This is a genomic window from Paenibacillus montanisoli (genome assembly GCF_003268025.1).
In the GTDB taxonomy this organism is placed as follows: domain Bacteria; phylum Bacillota; class Bacilli; order Paenibacillales; family Paenibacillaceae; genus Paenibacillus_Z; species Paenibacillus_Z montanisoli.
In genome coordinates, this window is the sequence record NZ_QLUW01000002.1 from 1,197,845 (window position 1) to 1,212,644 (window position 14,800).

Here is a 14,800-nt window from a genome sequence, read left to right on the forward strand (position 1 = left end):
GAAGCATTGCTTAAGAAAGGGGAGCCCTTCGTGAAAGGAACGACACGCCGGCGGATTGCGGCGTTCGCCGTTTGCGCGCTCGCTGTCTGGCTGACCATTTTCCCCGCATTCGCCGATCCTGCAACCCCGGAGGACGAAGAGGTCAGACGGATGCTGGAGAAAAGCCTCTCCGTCGTTGAGATCGACAAGGAAATCGTAAGAGTACAGCAGCAGAAGCAGACCGTTGCCGAGCAGCTGCAAGTCTCGCAGGACAAGCTGAAGGAGCAGGAGCAGGCTATCGAGAAAAAACGCGAGGACGCAGGCAAAGTACTCCGTGCCTATTATACCGGAGAAAGAGATATTTGGCTTACGGCGCTGCTGTCCGTCGATAATCTGTCGGAGCTGCTGACGCTGCTCGATTATTTCGACCTTATTTTTGCTAATGACAAGCTTACCTTGAACACGTATAAGAAGCAATATAAAGAGCTTAAGAGCAGCATAGCCAAGCTAGATGACCAATCGAAGCAGCTGGACGAACTCGAGGAACGGCTGAATACGCAGCGAGCCCGCGTGGTCGCGCTGCAGAAGGATGTCGATTCCGCGCTTAACGGTCGGTCCGATGCGGACAATCTTAGGCTGCTCATCTCCGAATTTACGGATTTCTGGGAAAATGTCGGCTTGACCGAGGTAAAGCGCTATTTCAGCGCCCTATCCAAAGCAATGAAGCATATGCCGGCTTGGGTGCAGGAGAACAAGGACGACATGCTCGAAATCAACGGCTTCAACTACTCGTTGACGATTCCGGAAGATAAGCTGAACGCCTTCCTGCGGGAACAAAACGAACTGTTCAACACCTTCGCCTTCGCATTCGAGAAGGACACCGTCATCGTAACCGGTAAACGCGACAACCTGGAGGTGCGGCTAACCGGCCATTATACATTGGAGGAAACCGGTTCGATTTTGTTTCATGTCGATTCACTCATGTTTAACGGGCTGGAGCTGCCGGACACAACGCGGGCTGAGCTCGAGAAGGAGTTTGACCTCGGCTTCTACCCGTCCAAAATCGTTTCCTTCCTAAAAACCAAATCAGTCGCCGTCGAGGATGGAAAGCTGCTGATCAAGCTTTCAATCAGCCTTTGACGGTACGAGCGGCGGCGCTTCGGCGCCGTCTTTTTTTTGCGACTGCTGCACCGGCTCCTCGTTCCACTTCGCGATAAATTGGCTCGTCAAATCCGGCTGCAGCGTCGTCTTCGTGCCCCCGAGCACCGTCAGCAGCTTCGACCATCGCTCCCACCTTTCCCGCCATGCCGGATCCGGCGTAACGGATGCCAAGCTCAGCATGTTGACAAGAAAATGAGGCGGCCGCTCCTTAATATCGTAATATTCGAATTCATTGGTCATAGCGGAAATGCGCGCAGGCACCCGCTTCAAGGTTCTGTAGCGATTCAGCTGAGCGTTGGAGGAGTCCATCTCCGTTATGTACGCTTTCGCTTCCTCCAGCCGTTCCGTCTCAGCGGACACAACGAAGCTTCTTCCGTTCGAGCTTACGACCGGACCATCTGCCCCGCCGACGGACAGCAGGTTTCGTTCATCATCCGTAAGCGACTGGTACATTGACCATGGGATGATGGCGGACATCAGCTTCTCGGCCCCGAAGGCGCCAAGCAGCTGATTTCTTTCTTGGACAGGCGCCAGCCTGTAGAGACCGGCTGCATGCTCCGCGGCGAACAAGAGCTGCTCCTTCTGCGTCACCGTGAGCGGGGAAAGGTTAGCTGCCGGATCACTGTTCTCTTTAAACATGCCGATCCAGGCCGCCATTTCCTTCGGATCGGCTGTATTGATATTAAAAGGCGTCAACTGCGGATTAGCCGTCTGCAGCGTCTCGATAGCAGCCTTGAGCGCATTCAGGTCTTTCGGCGGTGCGATCAATCCGGACGCCTTCAGCAAGTTCTTCTGCCAGACGACCAGCAGCGGATCGCAATCCAGCGGCACGCCCCAGAGCGAGCCATTCCACTTGACATAACTTGTTAGCGCTTCCAATTGATCGGCAGCGGTATCTCCCGAAATGATTTCATCTACGGGGAGGAGGAAACCTTGCACGGCAAACTCACGCACCCGGTCGTTGTCGAGCAGCATCAAGTCGAACGGCTCGCCGGCTTGGGATGCCTTCTTCCTGGCTGTGTCCGCGTCCTCGTCATGGATATTGGTCATTACGATGTTAATTTCGGGGTGGATGAGGTGAAAGTGCTCGTTTTCCAGCTGCCAATATTGATATTCCGTCTCGCTCATGGAAACAGCGATCGATAAGGTCTTTCGATCCTGGTCATCGCCGTCGACGACTTCAGGACTGCTCTTGGATGGATTGCCGTCATCGGAGGGCATTAAGGTAGAATCAGGCTTGCCGAATATAGGAACAAGCAGCGCGGCGCAAATCGTAAATACGCTCAGCAGCAGCATGGCTTCTTTTCTTCGTAACACCTTGTCCCTCCTGTAATAGGGAGTTTGCGGAGCAAACTCTCACTGATAATAGGGAGTTTGCGCAGCAAACTCTCTCTGCTTTTTTAGCTAATCTTTATTTTAGCAAGAAAGCGCTTTTTTGTCGCCCCGTCATTTCGCCGATGCCCTCATTCGCGTTGCGTCCAGCCACGGAATCCGTCATACTAATTGGCAGGGAAAAGGAACCTGACTCGGAGGTGAATCGCACTATGCAACCAATCTACAGCGTTCAGCTGCACTTGCCGGAGGATAAGCTGCCGGGCTACTATGCGCAAATCGTGAAAGGCATCGCCGATACTGTCACCCTGCTGGATCGAGATAAGACGCTTCTCTTCGTTCACAGCCTTGCGGAGGCCGAAGCGATTGAGGCGTTCGTCGCGAAATATAACGTTACATGCGAGTATGGCCAATGGGTTCAGCTTGATGATACATGGTCCATCCAGATGCGTACGTTCACCGATTACGGCCTGATCACCCGTTCGGAGAACCGGTTTCTCGATTTGGCGCTCGCTTCCGTCGTCAGCCTGAGCCCAGGCACTGCTCCGGATGCCGAGCTCGCTCTGGCTGCGGAACAAGCGGATGAACACGCGCTCGCCTGGCAGACGCAAAATGACGGCCAGCGGCTTATCGCCGTCGACCGTCATCAGACCGCGCTTATCGCGGGCATCGCCCGGGCTTACCGCTGCAGCTCCAGCGTGGTGCTGGCCGCAGCCGATTAAAGCAAATCTGCCGCCAGCTGGGCGAGCTTCGAACGCTCGCCCTTCTCCAGCGTCATATGGCCGCTGACGCTCTCCTGCTTGAACCGTTCCACGATATGCGTCAAGCCGTTGCTGATGGAATCGAGATACGGATGGTCGATCTGCTCCGGATCGCCCATCAGCACGATTTTGCTGCCTTCGCCGACGCGCGAAACGATCGTTTTCACCTCATGCCTGGTCAAGTTTTGCGCTTCGTCAATGATGATGAACTGCCCCGGAATCGAACGTCCCCGGATATAGGTGAGCGCCTCCACTTGAATGCTGCCGAGCCCCATCAAGATTTTATCGATGTCCCCCGACTTTTTCGTATCGAACAAATACTCCAAATTATCATAAATCGGCTGCATCCACGGACGCAGCTTCTCATCCTTCTCACCTGGCAAATACCCGATGTCCTTCCCCATTGGCACAACCGGCCTTGCGATCAGCAGCTTCTTGTATTTGTGCTCATCCTCGACCTTCATGAGGCCTGCAGCCAGCGCAAGCAGCGTCTTGCCCGTGCCTGCTTTGCCTGTCAGCGTCACAAGCGGAATGTCGTCGCTGAGCAGAAGCTCCAGCGCCATGCGCTGCTGCGCGTTCCGTGCGGTAATGCCCCACACCGGATCATTGCTTAAATAAAGCGGCTCCAGCCTAGCGCCATCTTGACTTACCTTCAGGAGCGCCGACTTGGAGGTTCCCATTTCATCCCGGAGGATGACAAATTCATTCGGGTGCAGCCGCGTATTCATCTGCAGATTCTTGATCGTAAGAAACCGGTACGAATAAAATTCGTCGATGACCGAAGGATGCACCTTCAAAGTTAAATAGCCTGCGTACACGTCCGACGGCGCAACGACCTGATCGGACTTATAGTCTTGGGCTTCCAGACCCAGCACATCCGCTTTAATGCGGACGAGCACATCTTTGCTGACGATAATGACTGGATTCGACTCTTCTTTATCCTGCTGCTCAATATGGTAATTAACCGCAACCGCTAAAATCCGATTGTCGTTGGACATTTCACCGAACATTTCCTGCACCCGCATGAAGCTGCGATGATTCAATTCCACCTTCAAAATGCCACCGTTGTCAAGCTCGATTCCTTCGTGCAAACGCCCCGTCAGCCGCATCTGATCCAGCAATCTGGATACATGCCGTGCATTGCGGCCAAGCTCGTCAGCAAGTCTTTTCTTCGAGTCAATCTCTTCCAACACCACCGCGGGAATTATGACCTCGTTGTCATCAAAAGCGAAGATCGCTTGCGGATCATGTAACAGTACGTTAGTGTCTAGCACGAATATCTTTTTCATCGTGAGCCCTCCTGGCGTTGGAATTTCGTTCAAAGGTGTACATAGCGCAGCCTGCTTGTAGGCAAACTATGCTTGAACAGACTTTGCAAACTCTAGAAAGGTCAGGTGGCGAATATGGGAAAATGGCTGGTGCCCGCTATGATCCTTTGCTTGCTGGCAACAGGGTGTAACACCGTCGCCCGCAATGAGACATCACCCTCTCCACAGAATGATAAACGCGTTCGCGTACAACAGAGCGCTCCGCAGAAAAAGCAAATCAGCAATCCTACGCAAGTCGCGGACCGCTTGGAAAAATTAGCGCGTGACGTTCCAGGCGTAAAAAACGCACACTGCGTTGTTTTTAAAAATACGGCGATCGTTGGCATCGATGTAGCTGGAAATCTGGAACGCTCCCGTGTCGGCACAATCAAATACGCGGTTGCCGAAGCTTTCCGAAAAGATCCGTACGGCATCGACGCGATCGTGACGGCCGATATGGATCTTGCGTCCCGCCTGAAAGAAGTGCAAGCCGACTGGAGGCGCGGCCGGCCGATTGCCGGATTCGCCGAAGAAATGGCGGACATTATCGGACGGATCGTGCCGCAAATTCCGCGGGATGTCCAGCCGGAGCAGCCGGATCACGCAAAAACAGACAAGCAAAAACTCAATCAACGGCTGTAGCTTCCGGATGAACCAGCCGGACCCGTGGCCGTCGGAAGCAGAACACAAAAAGCCTAGTGAAGGTTCACTAGGCTTTTTTCATGGCTGCAAACACCTGTCCATCCAGCTTGTCTGCAGCTCTTTTGTCATACGTTTTCTCATATTCGGGTCTTGCGGACAAGCGCGCGCCGTAAAACATCGCATCGCGAATTGAGGCGATCTCGATGTCATAGCAGCTTAGCTTGAATGGTACATCTTCCAGCGCATCGGTTACGAGACGTGCCGTGCCGTAGATCGTTTGAACAGTACCCGGCGCAAACACAGTAACGCTTACAGCTGGATTCGAAGTCATATTCACCCGCAGGCGGGAGCGTCCGTCAATCACTAGGCGCAATGTGGCGCGGTTGACCGCACAAATCCACGAAATGGCGCTGGAAGTAGGAAATCCATTGTCTGCGTCAATCGTATGAAGCAGAACAAACGGCTCTTTCTCCAAGCCACTTAGCAGCTCGTCAGTAAGTACGGTTACGGATTCAGCCATCCGCATTCCTCCTTGCCTTTAGCGTGGATGCTTCGATGGTTCCATTATAGCATAGCCATGGCCACTCTACCACCTTCATTCCGCCAGTTTCGCCGCCAGCGCCGCTTTCGCTTCTTCCAGCTTCGCATCGTTCAGCTGAACATACGGCGAGTGCCATTCGCCTTCAAGCGGAATGAACGTAATATCGGTCTTGCTGATACCGAAGTACGTCTTCATCATATTCTCGACCTCGGACGGCGGAATGTCCATCCTCATATTGCTGCCGACCGCTTTGATGACGCCTGCGATTTTCGTTACGCTTGAAAACGATTTAAGCTTATCGGCGATTTCGCCAAGCACCTGGCTCTCGCGACGGTTTCGGTCGAAGTCGCTCGACATGTTCGTGCCGTCATTGGACTTGCGGTAACGGACAAAGTCGAGCGCATCGTCGCCGCTCAGGTTCTGATGCCCCTTCTTCAAATCAATGTCCGTTCCGTCGGCATTGTCGACATAGCGCATATCCATGTCTACATCGACCTCGACGCCGCCCAGCGCATCTACAACGTCGACAAAGCCCTGAAAATTGATCGTCGTCGTATAGTCAATCGGAATGCCGAAATAAGCACTGAACATTTTGCGCAAATCCTGCTTCGCCTGAATCTCCGCTTCCTTTCCCTTAAGACCGTCGTCATGGGCCAAAGCAACGAATCGGGAGTAGTAAGAGTTGGCTTTACGGGGCTTATACCCGTCCAGCTCGATCTTGGAGTCGCGCGGAATGGATACGACAACCGCCGATTTAGTCGAGGGATTGAATGCCGCCACCATCATCACGTCCGTATTCAAGCTCCCCGTTTCCTTGCGGGTGTCGACGCCGAGCAGCATGATCGCCACCGGCTTCACCTTGACCGATTGATTGGCCGATACCGTTACGGAAGGATCCGCGTCCGTCGTAATATCAAGCAGCGCATCCTTGGATACTTTGACCAAATACGCCAAGTATCCGGCAATCCCGATCAGGATCACGAGAAACACAACCATCAGTCTGCGCAGCCAATAACGTTTCTTGCGCGGGGCGGGCTCTGGTTTCCTTGTCATGGCGTCCACCTTCGTTAATTATATTTCGGATTTTCGTTAATGTCCTGCAGCAGCTGCTCGCCGGCTTCGCGGGGGAACATCTGCAGCCTGCTTTTGCCATCCTTGTCATACCTCAAATGAATCATCGTGTCATCTACCGTATGTATGTGCAGATTGGATACCCCGTGATCCTCCGTCAGAATCTCCATGAAAAAATCACGGGTATCAACCGCAGCGCGATCGTCCGGCCTAGCCTCCGCAACGATTTGAATTTGAAGCCAGTTAAACAGGGCATCCTCAAGCCGCAAATTAAGCCCCTCCCGTATCCGAGCTGCTGCGCTTCCCTTTGAACTTGTCATACAGCTGTCTGCCGCGAAGCAGCACCATCATGAACACGGCTACGGACATGCATTGAATGATCGGCAGCTTGTCAAACTGCAGAATAAACAGCACGAACGAACCGGCCGCCATCACGAGATGAACGAGTACTTCTTTCAGGATTGGCAAACGCTTAACCCGAAATACCGCATTAAAAATATAAATCGTAAGCGCCAGAATGATGAGATAGGTCAAAAAAGGATGAGCGTGAAACCAGTTCTGCAAGCTGCATCTACCTCCCGATTTGCTTGTGATGTCTTCCATGAGGTCAGGACGAGAAACGGCAGGGCGCAAACGTCCTCTTCCTTCGAGGAAGAAACCGTTATGCCCTGCCTGTCATCGACTGCCATTCAAAACGATTATACGCCCGCTGCTGCTGTCTTGCGCTGCTTCTCGGCGCGTTCGCGCTCGCTCTTATTCAGAATCTTTTTGCGGAGACGGATCGACTTCGGCGTCACTTCGCAATATTCATCGTCGTTAAGATATTCAAGCGCCTGCTCAAGCGAGAAAATGATCGGCGTTTTCAGTCGAACCGTATCATCTTTACCTGCGGAACGAATGTTTGTGAGCGCCTTTTCTTTGCAAATGTTGACGATAATGTCGCTGTCGCGATTGTGTTCGCCGACGATCATACCTTCATATACGTCAGTACCTGGCTCAAGGAACAATACGCCGCGGTCTTCAACGCCATTCATGCCGTAGAAGGTCGATACGCCATTCTCGCTGGAGATCAGCACGCCTTGATGGCGACCGCCCACCGATGCGCCGGCAAGAGGACCATAGCTGTCAAACGCATGGTTCATAATGCCGTAGCCGCGAGTCAGCGTCAAGAAATTGGTGCGGTAGCCGATCAAGCCGCGTGCCGGAATAATGAATTCGATCCTCACTTGACCAGTCCCGTTATTGATCATATTAACCATTTCCGCTTTGCGTGTACCAAGGCTCTCCATGACGGCGCCCGTGCTTTCCTCCGGAACGTCGATCAACAGACGCTCGTATGGCTCCATCTTTACGCCGTCAATCTCTTTCACGATAACTTCCGGCTTGGAAACCTGCAGCTCGAAGCCCTCGCGGCGCATATTCTCGATCAGAATGCCAAGGTGAAGCTCGCCGCGTCCCGAAACGACGAACGCATCCGGGCTGTCCGTTTCGTCGACGCGAAGCGCTACATCCGTCTCAAGCTCTTTGAATAGACGCTCGCGAAGCTTACGCGATGTTACCCATTTGCCTTCACGGCCCGCGAACGGGCTGTTGTTGACGAGAAACGTCATTTGCAGCGTAGGCTCGTCAATTTTCAGTACAGGCAATGCTTCCGGATTAGCCGGATCCGCAATGGTTTCGCCGATGTTGATTTCACGGATGCCCGCGATCGCTACGATGTCGCCCGCTCCCGCTTCTTCAATCTCGATCCGCTTCAAGCCTTGGAAGCCGAACAGCTTCTCGATTCGGGCTTGCTTAGTCACGCCGTCGCGGTTAATGACGGCAACGGATTGGCCCTGGCGAATAATACCGCGGTTCACGCGGCCTACGGCGATACGGCCCAGATATTCGTTGTAATCCAGAAGCGTAACGAGGAATTGCAGCGGCTCTTCTACGCTCTCCGTCGGAGCCGGAATATGCTCGATTATCGTTTCGTACAGCGCCTGCATGTTCTCGTCTTGCTTCTCTACGTTTAGGCTTGCCGTGCCCATCAAAGCCGAAGCGTATACGACAGGGAAATCCAACTGCTCGTCGTTGGCGCCAAGCTCGATGAACAGGTCGAGTACCTCATCGACAACCTGCTCAGGGCTTGCGTTCGGACGGTCGATTTTATTGAGAACGACGATCGGCGTCAGATTGCTTTCCAATGCTTTGCGAAGCACGAACTTCGTTTGCGGCATGCAGCCTTCGAATGCGTCAACGACGAGAAGAACGCCGTCAACCATCTTCATGATCCGCTCTACCTCGCCGCCGAAGTCGGCGTGCCCAGGCGTATCGACGATATTAATAAGAAATTCCTTGTAATTCACGGCCGTGTTCTTGGCCAAAATCGTAATGCCGCGCTCGCGCTCCAAATCGTTGGAATCCATCGCGCGCTCTTGTACGTTTTCGTTTTCGCGGAACGTGCCGGATTGTTGAAGCAGTTTGTCGACTAACGTTGTTTTACCATGGTCAACGTGAGCAATAATTGCAATATTCCTGATGTTTTCTCTGGCTTGCATGTAAGATTTCACTCCACTTTTTTTTATTTATTAGTTTGCTGTAGGCAGGCCTGCGGCAACCGTGTCAATCACTTGTACCTTTACCAGCGTGCTTTGCGTCCGGCAACCAGCCATGCGCCGACCCCGATCAAGCAGACGGCGATCAGGTACAAGCCCCATCCCCAAATCAGCATGATGACGAAGAACGCCGCGGCGACAAGCGAAAGAATAATCGCAAGCGTTCGCGGTAATTTCGGATGGTACGTATCGAACAAATGAAACTCGTATAAGCCGATGGCAACCCCCAAAATAAATAATGGCCATAAATAGTGCATGCTGCTCCAACCGAACGCGATGCAAAAGAAGAAAATAAAGGCGTAAATTGTCAGAATCGCTCCCGGAATGAGCGCAACCGGCGGAAGCAGCCGCCCAAAAAACAGCACATGCAGCAAAATGCCGGGAATCAAAACGAATAGCGGCCAAAAATTCGTACCGATAAACGCAAATATACCAAGCTTTCCGAGCAAAATAACAGCACCCGCGATCAGAAAAAGCAGACCGATGGTGTATTGGTTTTTCGACATGCCGATGTTCCTTTCTCCAGTGGCACTTTTTTAACATTTACTAGTGTACTGGAACAGAAGGCAAAAAACCAGTGTAACCGCTAGGTTTTACACAAAAATATAGTTTACCTTATCTTTTTATTCGCAGCAATGCCACAATAATGACAATTGGGATGGACAGCACGGGTATCGCCTTCGCTAGAACGGCCAAATCGTTCGTCAGCAATCGGTGAATGGCCGGATCATGCATGAGCATTTCACCGGCGGCGTATCCCAGCAATCCTCCGCCGATATATACAAATGACGGGAATTTACGGATCATGGTACTTAAAAGCTGACTTCCCCAAATAATCATAGGTATGCTCAAGGCGATCCCGAGTAAAATAAGTACCGGCTCTCCTTCCGCGACAGCGGCGATTGCAAGCACATTATCCAAGCTCATGATGAAATCGGCGATGACGATGGTTCGGATCGCGCTGGGAAGAGAGGTCACCTTGCGCATATTGTGGTATTCCTCGGCGTGAGCCGATGCGTCAGTCACCAGCTTCACGGCGATCATGAACAACAGGATGCTGCCGCACGCTTGCAGATATGGCACCTGCAGCAGCGTTAGCGCGACAAGAGTCAGCACGCACCGCAAGAGCACCGCTGCAGCCGCGCCCCAAATAACTGCTTTGCGCCGCTGTTTATATGGCAGCTGCTGGCTTGCAAGGGCAATGACAACGGCATTGTCCCCGCTTAAGAGCACATTGATAAACAAGATTTGGATAAAAATGATCAAACTGTCCACAGCATACGCCCTCCTTATGAAAGCACCCGTCTATGAACGGTATGTCTGAGATGGACAGGTTATGTTTCCGATTTTTTTTTGAATCCTTTTCCGCTTCCGCACGTAAGAACAATAAATATCACTGCGCTCAGAAGAAAAGGAGGACAAAAAGGCAATGGACATTTTATCGCTAGATTTTTTATCTGCACTTATTACGATCGTCTTTATCGACCTTATTCTTGCCGGCGATAATGCCATCGTGATCGGGCTTGCAGCTCGAAAACTGCCTAAGGATCAGCAAAAGAAAGCCGTCATATGGGGAACCGTCGGGGCCGTCGGCATTCGGGCAATCGCCACCGTACTCGTAGTATATCTGCTAAACATTCCTTGGCTCATGCTCGCAGGCGGCATCCTGTTGCTGTGGATTGCGTATAAGCTGCTCGTCGATAACGAGGAACACGGCAACATCACAGCAGGCAACACGCTATGGCAATCGGTACGCACGATCATCATCGCCGATGCCGCAATGGGCCTTGACAACGTCATTGCGGTCGCAGGCGCAGCGCACGGCAGCGTACCGCTTGTACTGCTCGGGCTGATCATCAGCATTCCGATCGTCGTATGGGGCAGCACGCTATTCATTAAGCTGATCAATAAGCTGCCTTGGATCGTATACGTCGGCTCCGGCGTACTCGCTTATACGGCAGCGAAAATGATCACGCACGAAATGAAGCTGGAAGAGTTCTTCAACAGCAACCCGGCCTTCGAATGGTCCTTCATGATTCTCATCGTCATCGTTATTATTGTTGCAGGTCTATGGAAAAACTCGTCGCGCAGCAGAGCGGCAGGAATGGAAAAAAGCAGGGAAACCCATTAAGGGTTCCCTGCTTTTTTTATTTTCGTTTCAGAACCAGCTGTCCTCGCCTGCCGTTTCTACGACATTGCGAATCTCCGGCGAAATGATCATCAGCTCGGTGCCGGCCACCGCTTCCTCAATCATGGCGTCCAATCCTTCGATTCGCTGCTCGGTTTTCTGGACGATGGTAAGGTTCGGGTTGGTGCTCGGCGATTTTGGCACGAACAGCGTACAGCAATCCTCATAAGGGAGTATGGATGTTTCGTAAGTGCCGATTTCGCGGGCAATCCGGATAATTTCATTTTTATCCATCGTAATAAGCGGGCGCAGCAGCGGCAGCTCCGCGGCACGCCCGATCACATTCATGCTGCCGAGCGTCTGGCTGGCTACTTGACCCAAGCTGTCGCCGGAGACAAGCCCTAGCGCCCCTGACGTTTCCGCCAGCCTCTCCGCGATTCGCAGCATGGAACGGCGCATCAGCGTAATGATAAGCGAATCCTGTCCAGCCTGCGCCAAGGCCGTCTGAATGTCCGTGAAAGAGACGAGATGCAGCTTGATCGGGGCGCCGCTAAAGCGGGAAAGCCTTCTGACCAAGTCAATGACCTTTTCCTTCGCCTTATCGCTTGTATATGGATAGCTATGGAAATGAACCGCCTCGATCTCAAGCCCTTGTCTCATGCCCAGGTAGCCGGCAACGGGGCTGTCGATGCCGCCGGACAGCAGCAGCATCGCCTTGCCATTCGTGCCATAAGGATAACCGCCCGCAGCCGGAACAACGCTGCTGTACACATATGTGCCTTCCGGTTGGATTTCGACGCGAAGCTCAACCTGGGGCTTCCTTACGTCGACTTGAAGTCCCAGCATCTCGCGCAGCACATAACCGCCGACCAAATGATTCATTTCCTGCGAATCATGCGGATACTTCTTGTCTACGCGGCGTGCGGACACTTTGAAGGTGGACGGACGTTCGGGCAGCGACTGCATAACCTCAAGCGCAGCGCCGCGGATAGTTTCAAGCTCACTGGCAACTTGGCGAATCGGACTGAACGAAACGATGCCGAATACATCCTTCAGCTTCGCTGCAATCTCTTCATACGGTTCGCCGTTCAACGTGATGTACATCCTGCCGTACGTGCTCTTTATTTCCGCGTTTTCGTAAGCGCGGATCGCCTTTCGAACCTGCTGCTCCAATCGTTTATCGAATTTCCCGCGGTTCTTGCCTTTCATCGTAAATTCGCCGAAGCGAATAAGGATCATATCCGGATTCATGCTCATGCTCGTTTACCCCTTCCTCTCCAGCGGCTTCAGCTTCTCTACGACCTTCCGCAGCATGCTGCACAGCCATTCGAGATCCGCTTCGCCGTGCTCGTCGCCGAAGCTGAGGCGAATCCCGCTTGCCGCGCGCTCATGAGAGCCGTGCATCGCCATCAGTACGCGGCTTGGCTCCTCGCTCTTAGACGAGCAGGCCGATTTGGTGGAGGCCAAAATACGATGCTTCTCCAGCATGTGAACGATGACCTCTGGCTTCATGCCGGGATAGGAAAAGTTCACGACGTGAGGAGCGGCGCTTGCAGGCTCTGTCCCGCCGTTCAAGACAAGCTCCGGTATTGCTTCGATGGATCCTAGAAGCCGTTCGCGCAGCCGCTGCATCCTCTCCGCTCGTTCAGGCTGGCTTTCCATCGCCATCCGAAACGCCTTGGCCGATGCAACGATCGCCGGCACATTCTCCGTCCCCGGCCGCAGCTCCCGCTCCTGGCTGCCTCCGACTACCAGCGGCGCTATTGCCGTTCCCTGCCGAACGTACAGCAAGCCGACGCCTCTTGGTCCTTTCACTTTATGCGCCGAAGCCGTAAACAGGTCGACATTCCAGCCGGCAGGATCGACCGGCAGCTTGCCGACGCTTTGAACGCCGTCCACATGGAACAGAATGCCCCGGCGCTGCTTTAGCAGACGGCCGATATCGGCGATTGGCTGTATGGCGCCAACCTCGTTATTCACATGCATGATACTGACCAGAATCGTCTCGTCGGTCAGCGCCGCTTCGACATCCGCAGCGGATACGACGCCGCGCGAATCGACCGGCACATAAGTAACTCGGAAGCCTTCCCGCTCCAGCGCCTTGAACGTATCGTAGACGGATGGATGCTCCACTTCCGACGTAATCAGATGATTGCCGCGTTTTCGATTTTGGCGCGCCGCACCCGCAATGGCAATATTGTTGCCCTCCGTACCGCCGGATGTGAATATCCATTCCTTCGCTTCCGTTCCCGGAAACAACGCAGCGACCGCGGCTCGAGCCCGCTCCAGCAAATTGCGCGCTTCCTGGCCGCTGCGGTGCAGTGACGACGGATTCGCATAATGCTTCGCCATCACCTCCGCCATCGTGCGGATGACTTCCTCATGCGGCGGCGTCGACGCGCAGTGGTCAAAATAATACATCATTCAGCTTCCTCTCATTTGGGCCAGCTCCTATAAATTCGAAAAAGATCAGCGAGGATGCCCGGCCTGGCGATAATGCCTTTGCCATAGACGCTCCCCGTGATCTCTTATTGTTTCCATTTATGCGGCTCACAGTCTCTAGATCGAACCATCGTATAGCTCTTTAGCGCGTTGTACCTTCGCCACATAGCGCTGCGTCTCGCTTGGAAGCAAGTGGAGCAGGCCGCCAAAGTCTCCATCCGACTTAATGCCGGCACGGTCAACCCGGCCTGGTCCGGCATTATAAGCTGCCAGCGCCGCCTGCTCGTTGCCTTCGTATTTGCGCATTAAATAAGCGAGGAACTTGGTTCCGCCTTCGATATTTTGCTGGGGATCGAACGAATTCGCAACGCCAAGTCCACGGGCTGTCCCATCCATCAGCTGCATGAGGCCCTTCGCTCCGGCAGAGGATTCCGCCAGCGGATTATAAGACGATTCCGTATGTATGACCGCTTTAATCAATGCGGGGTCTACGCCGTATTTGGCCGCTGCATCCTGAATGTACGCCTCAAAGGCAGTACCGCTGGCCGAAGCAACATCTGATTCAAGCCCAGTTGCTCGAAGCATCGGAGCCAATCCTCCGCCGAGCGCTTCAAGCGGCGATAAGCCGGGCGACGCCGGTATATTTGAAATGGAGGTTGCTCCCGTTCCGCCGGCCATATATTGCTGAAGCAGCGAATCGAACATCGAGGAGCCGTTCTGTCCGTCCGTCGATGAAAGGACATTTTCATATCCGTTCAGATCCAAGCTTGGCATCAGCTGCAGCTGAAGAAGCGATTTCATAATACGCGGATCAATGTTCATGATGTACCTCCAAATCG

16 protein-coding genes are annotated in these 14,800 nt (G+C 53.3%); 4 read left to right on the forward strand and 12 right to left on the reverse strand.

The genetic code is table 11. The features are described 5' to 3' along the window. Positions 1-30: 30 nt before the first annotated feature. Positions 31-1,119: a coiled-coil domain-containing protein gene (locus DL346_RS15070; protein ID WP_240633174.1), complete on the forward strand. Its 1,089-nt coding sequence runs from the start codon at positions 31-33 to the stop codon at positions 1,117-1,119. Here DL346_RS15070 and DL346_RS15075 read toward each other — a convergent pair. Then, positions 1,105-2,457, reverse strand: coding sequence for an ABC transporter substrate-binding protein (locus tag DL346_RS15075; protein WP_112882889.1), 1,353 nt, complete (start codon positions 2,455-2,457; stop codon positions 1,105-1,107). The genes DL346_RS15070 and DL346_RS15075 overlap by 15 nt on opposite strands. A gap of 227 nt (positions 2,458-2,684) precedes the next feature. Here DL346_RS15075 and DL346_RS15080 point away from each other — a divergent pair, with 227 nt between their 5' ends. After that, on the forward strand, positions 2,685-3,194 hold the full coding sequence (locus DL346_RS15080) for a hypothetical protein (RefSeq protein ID WP_112882890.1): 510 nt from the start codon (positions 2,685-2,687) through the stop codon (positions 3,192-3,194). Here the strand turns inward: DL346_RS15080 and DL346_RS15085 are convergent. After that, complete coding sequence (locus DL346_RS15085) at positions 3,191-4,522, reverse strand: PhoH family protein (protein WP_112882891.1); 1,332 nt, start codon at positions 4,520-4,522, stop codon at positions 3,191-3,193. The two genes, DL346_RS15080 and DL346_RS15085, sit on opposite strands and share 4 nt — an antisense overlap. Positions 4,523-4,636: 114 nt before the next feature. On the opposite strand from DL346_RS15085, the gene DL346_RS15090 reads away from it, so the two are divergent. Then, complete coding sequence (locus tag DL346_RS15090; RefSeq protein WP_112882892.1) at positions 4,637-5,182, forward strand: YhcN/YlaJ family sporulation lipoprotein; 546 nt, start codon at positions 4,637-4,639, stop codon at positions 5,180-5,182. A gap of 67 nt (positions 5,183-5,249) precedes the next feature. Here the strand turns inward: DL346_RS15090 and DL346_RS15095 are convergent, their stop codons facing one another. The 7 genes from DL346_RS15095 to DL346_RS15125 all read right to left on the reverse strand — a co-directional run bounded on the left by DL346_RS15095 (position 5,250) and on the right by DL346_RS15125 (position 10,666). Further along, positions 5,250-5,702: a pyridoxamine 5'-phosphate oxidase family protein gene (locus DL346_RS15095; RefSeq protein WP_112882893.1), complete on the reverse strand. Its 453-nt coding sequence runs from the start codon at positions 5,700-5,702 to the stop codon at positions 5,250-5,252. A 75-nt stretch (positions 5,703-5,777) separates the two neighbouring features. Next, the gene (locus DL346_RS15100) at positions 5,778-6,776 is read right to left on the reverse strand and encodes an LCP family protein (protein ID WP_240633176.1); all 999 of its coding nucleotides are present in this window, start codon (positions 6,774-6,776) and stop codon (positions 5,778-5,780) included. Between the two features lie 14 nt (positions 6,777-6,790). Further along, on the reverse strand, positions 6,791-7,063 hold the full coding sequence (locus tag DL346_RS15105) for a hypothetical protein (protein ID WP_112882894.1): 273 nt from the start codon (positions 7,061-7,063) through the stop codon (positions 6,791-6,793). Position 7,064: 1 nt separating this feature from the next. Continuing rightward, positions 7,065-7,358, reverse strand: coding sequence for a YlaH-like family protein (locus DL346_RS15110; protein ID WP_112882895.1), 294 nt, complete (start codon positions 7,356-7,358; stop codon positions 7,065-7,067). A 134-nt stretch (positions 7,359-7,492) separates the two neighbouring features. After that, the gene (gene typA, locus DL346_RS15115; protein WP_112882896.1) at positions 7,493-9,334 is read right to left on the reverse strand and encodes a translational GTPase TypA; all 1,842 of its coding nucleotides are present in this window, start codon (positions 9,332-9,334) and stop codon (positions 7,493-7,495) included. 80 nt (positions 9,335-9,414) lie between these two features. After that, positions 9,415-9,897 (reverse strand): hypothetical protein, encoded by a 483-nt coding sequence (locus tag DL346_RS15120; RefSeq protein WP_112882897.1) that lies wholly within the window; start codon positions 9,895-9,897, stop codon positions 9,415-9,417. A gap of 109 nt (positions 9,898-10,006) precedes the next feature. Then, positions 10,007-10,666: a YjbE family putative metal transport protein gene (locus tag DL346_RS15125; RefSeq protein ID WP_112882898.1), complete on the reverse strand. Its 660-nt coding sequence runs from the start codon at positions 10,664-10,666 to the stop codon at positions 10,007-10,009. Positions 10,667-10,820: 154 nt separating this feature from the next. On the opposite strand from DL346_RS15125, the gene DL346_RS15130 reads away from it, so the two are divergent. Further along, entirely contained in the window at positions 10,821-11,522 is a 702-nt protein-coding gene (locus DL346_RS15130; protein ID WP_112882899.1) for a TerC family protein, read from the forward strand. 27 nt (positions 11,523-11,549) lie between these two features. On the opposite strand, the gene thiI is transcribed toward DL346_RS15130, so the two are convergent. The 3 genes from thiI to DL346_RS29755 all read right to left on the reverse strand — a co-directional run bounded on the left by thiI (position 11,550) and on the right by DL346_RS29755 (position 14,783). After that, on the reverse strand, positions 11,550-12,770 hold the full coding sequence (thiI, locus tag DL346_RS15135; protein ID WP_112883149.1) for a tRNA uracil 4-sulfurtransferase ThiI: 1,221 nt from the start codon (positions 12,768-12,770) through the stop codon (positions 11,550-11,552). 12 nt (positions 12,771-12,782) lie between these two features. Then, positions 12,783-13,943 carry a cysteine desulfurase family protein gene (locus DL346_RS15140; RefSeq protein WP_338066308.1) on the reverse strand — a complete coding sequence of 387 codons (1,161 nt, stop codon included), beginning with the start codon at positions 13,941-13,943 and terminating at the stop codon, positions 12,783-12,785. Between the two features lie 135 nt (positions 13,944-14,078). Beyond that, entirely contained in the window at positions 14,079-14,783 is a 705-nt protein-coding gene (locus DL346_RS29755; RefSeq protein ID WP_165822520.1) for a lytic transglycosylase domain-containing protein, read from the reverse strand. Positions 14,784-14,800 lie beyond the last annotated feature (17 nt).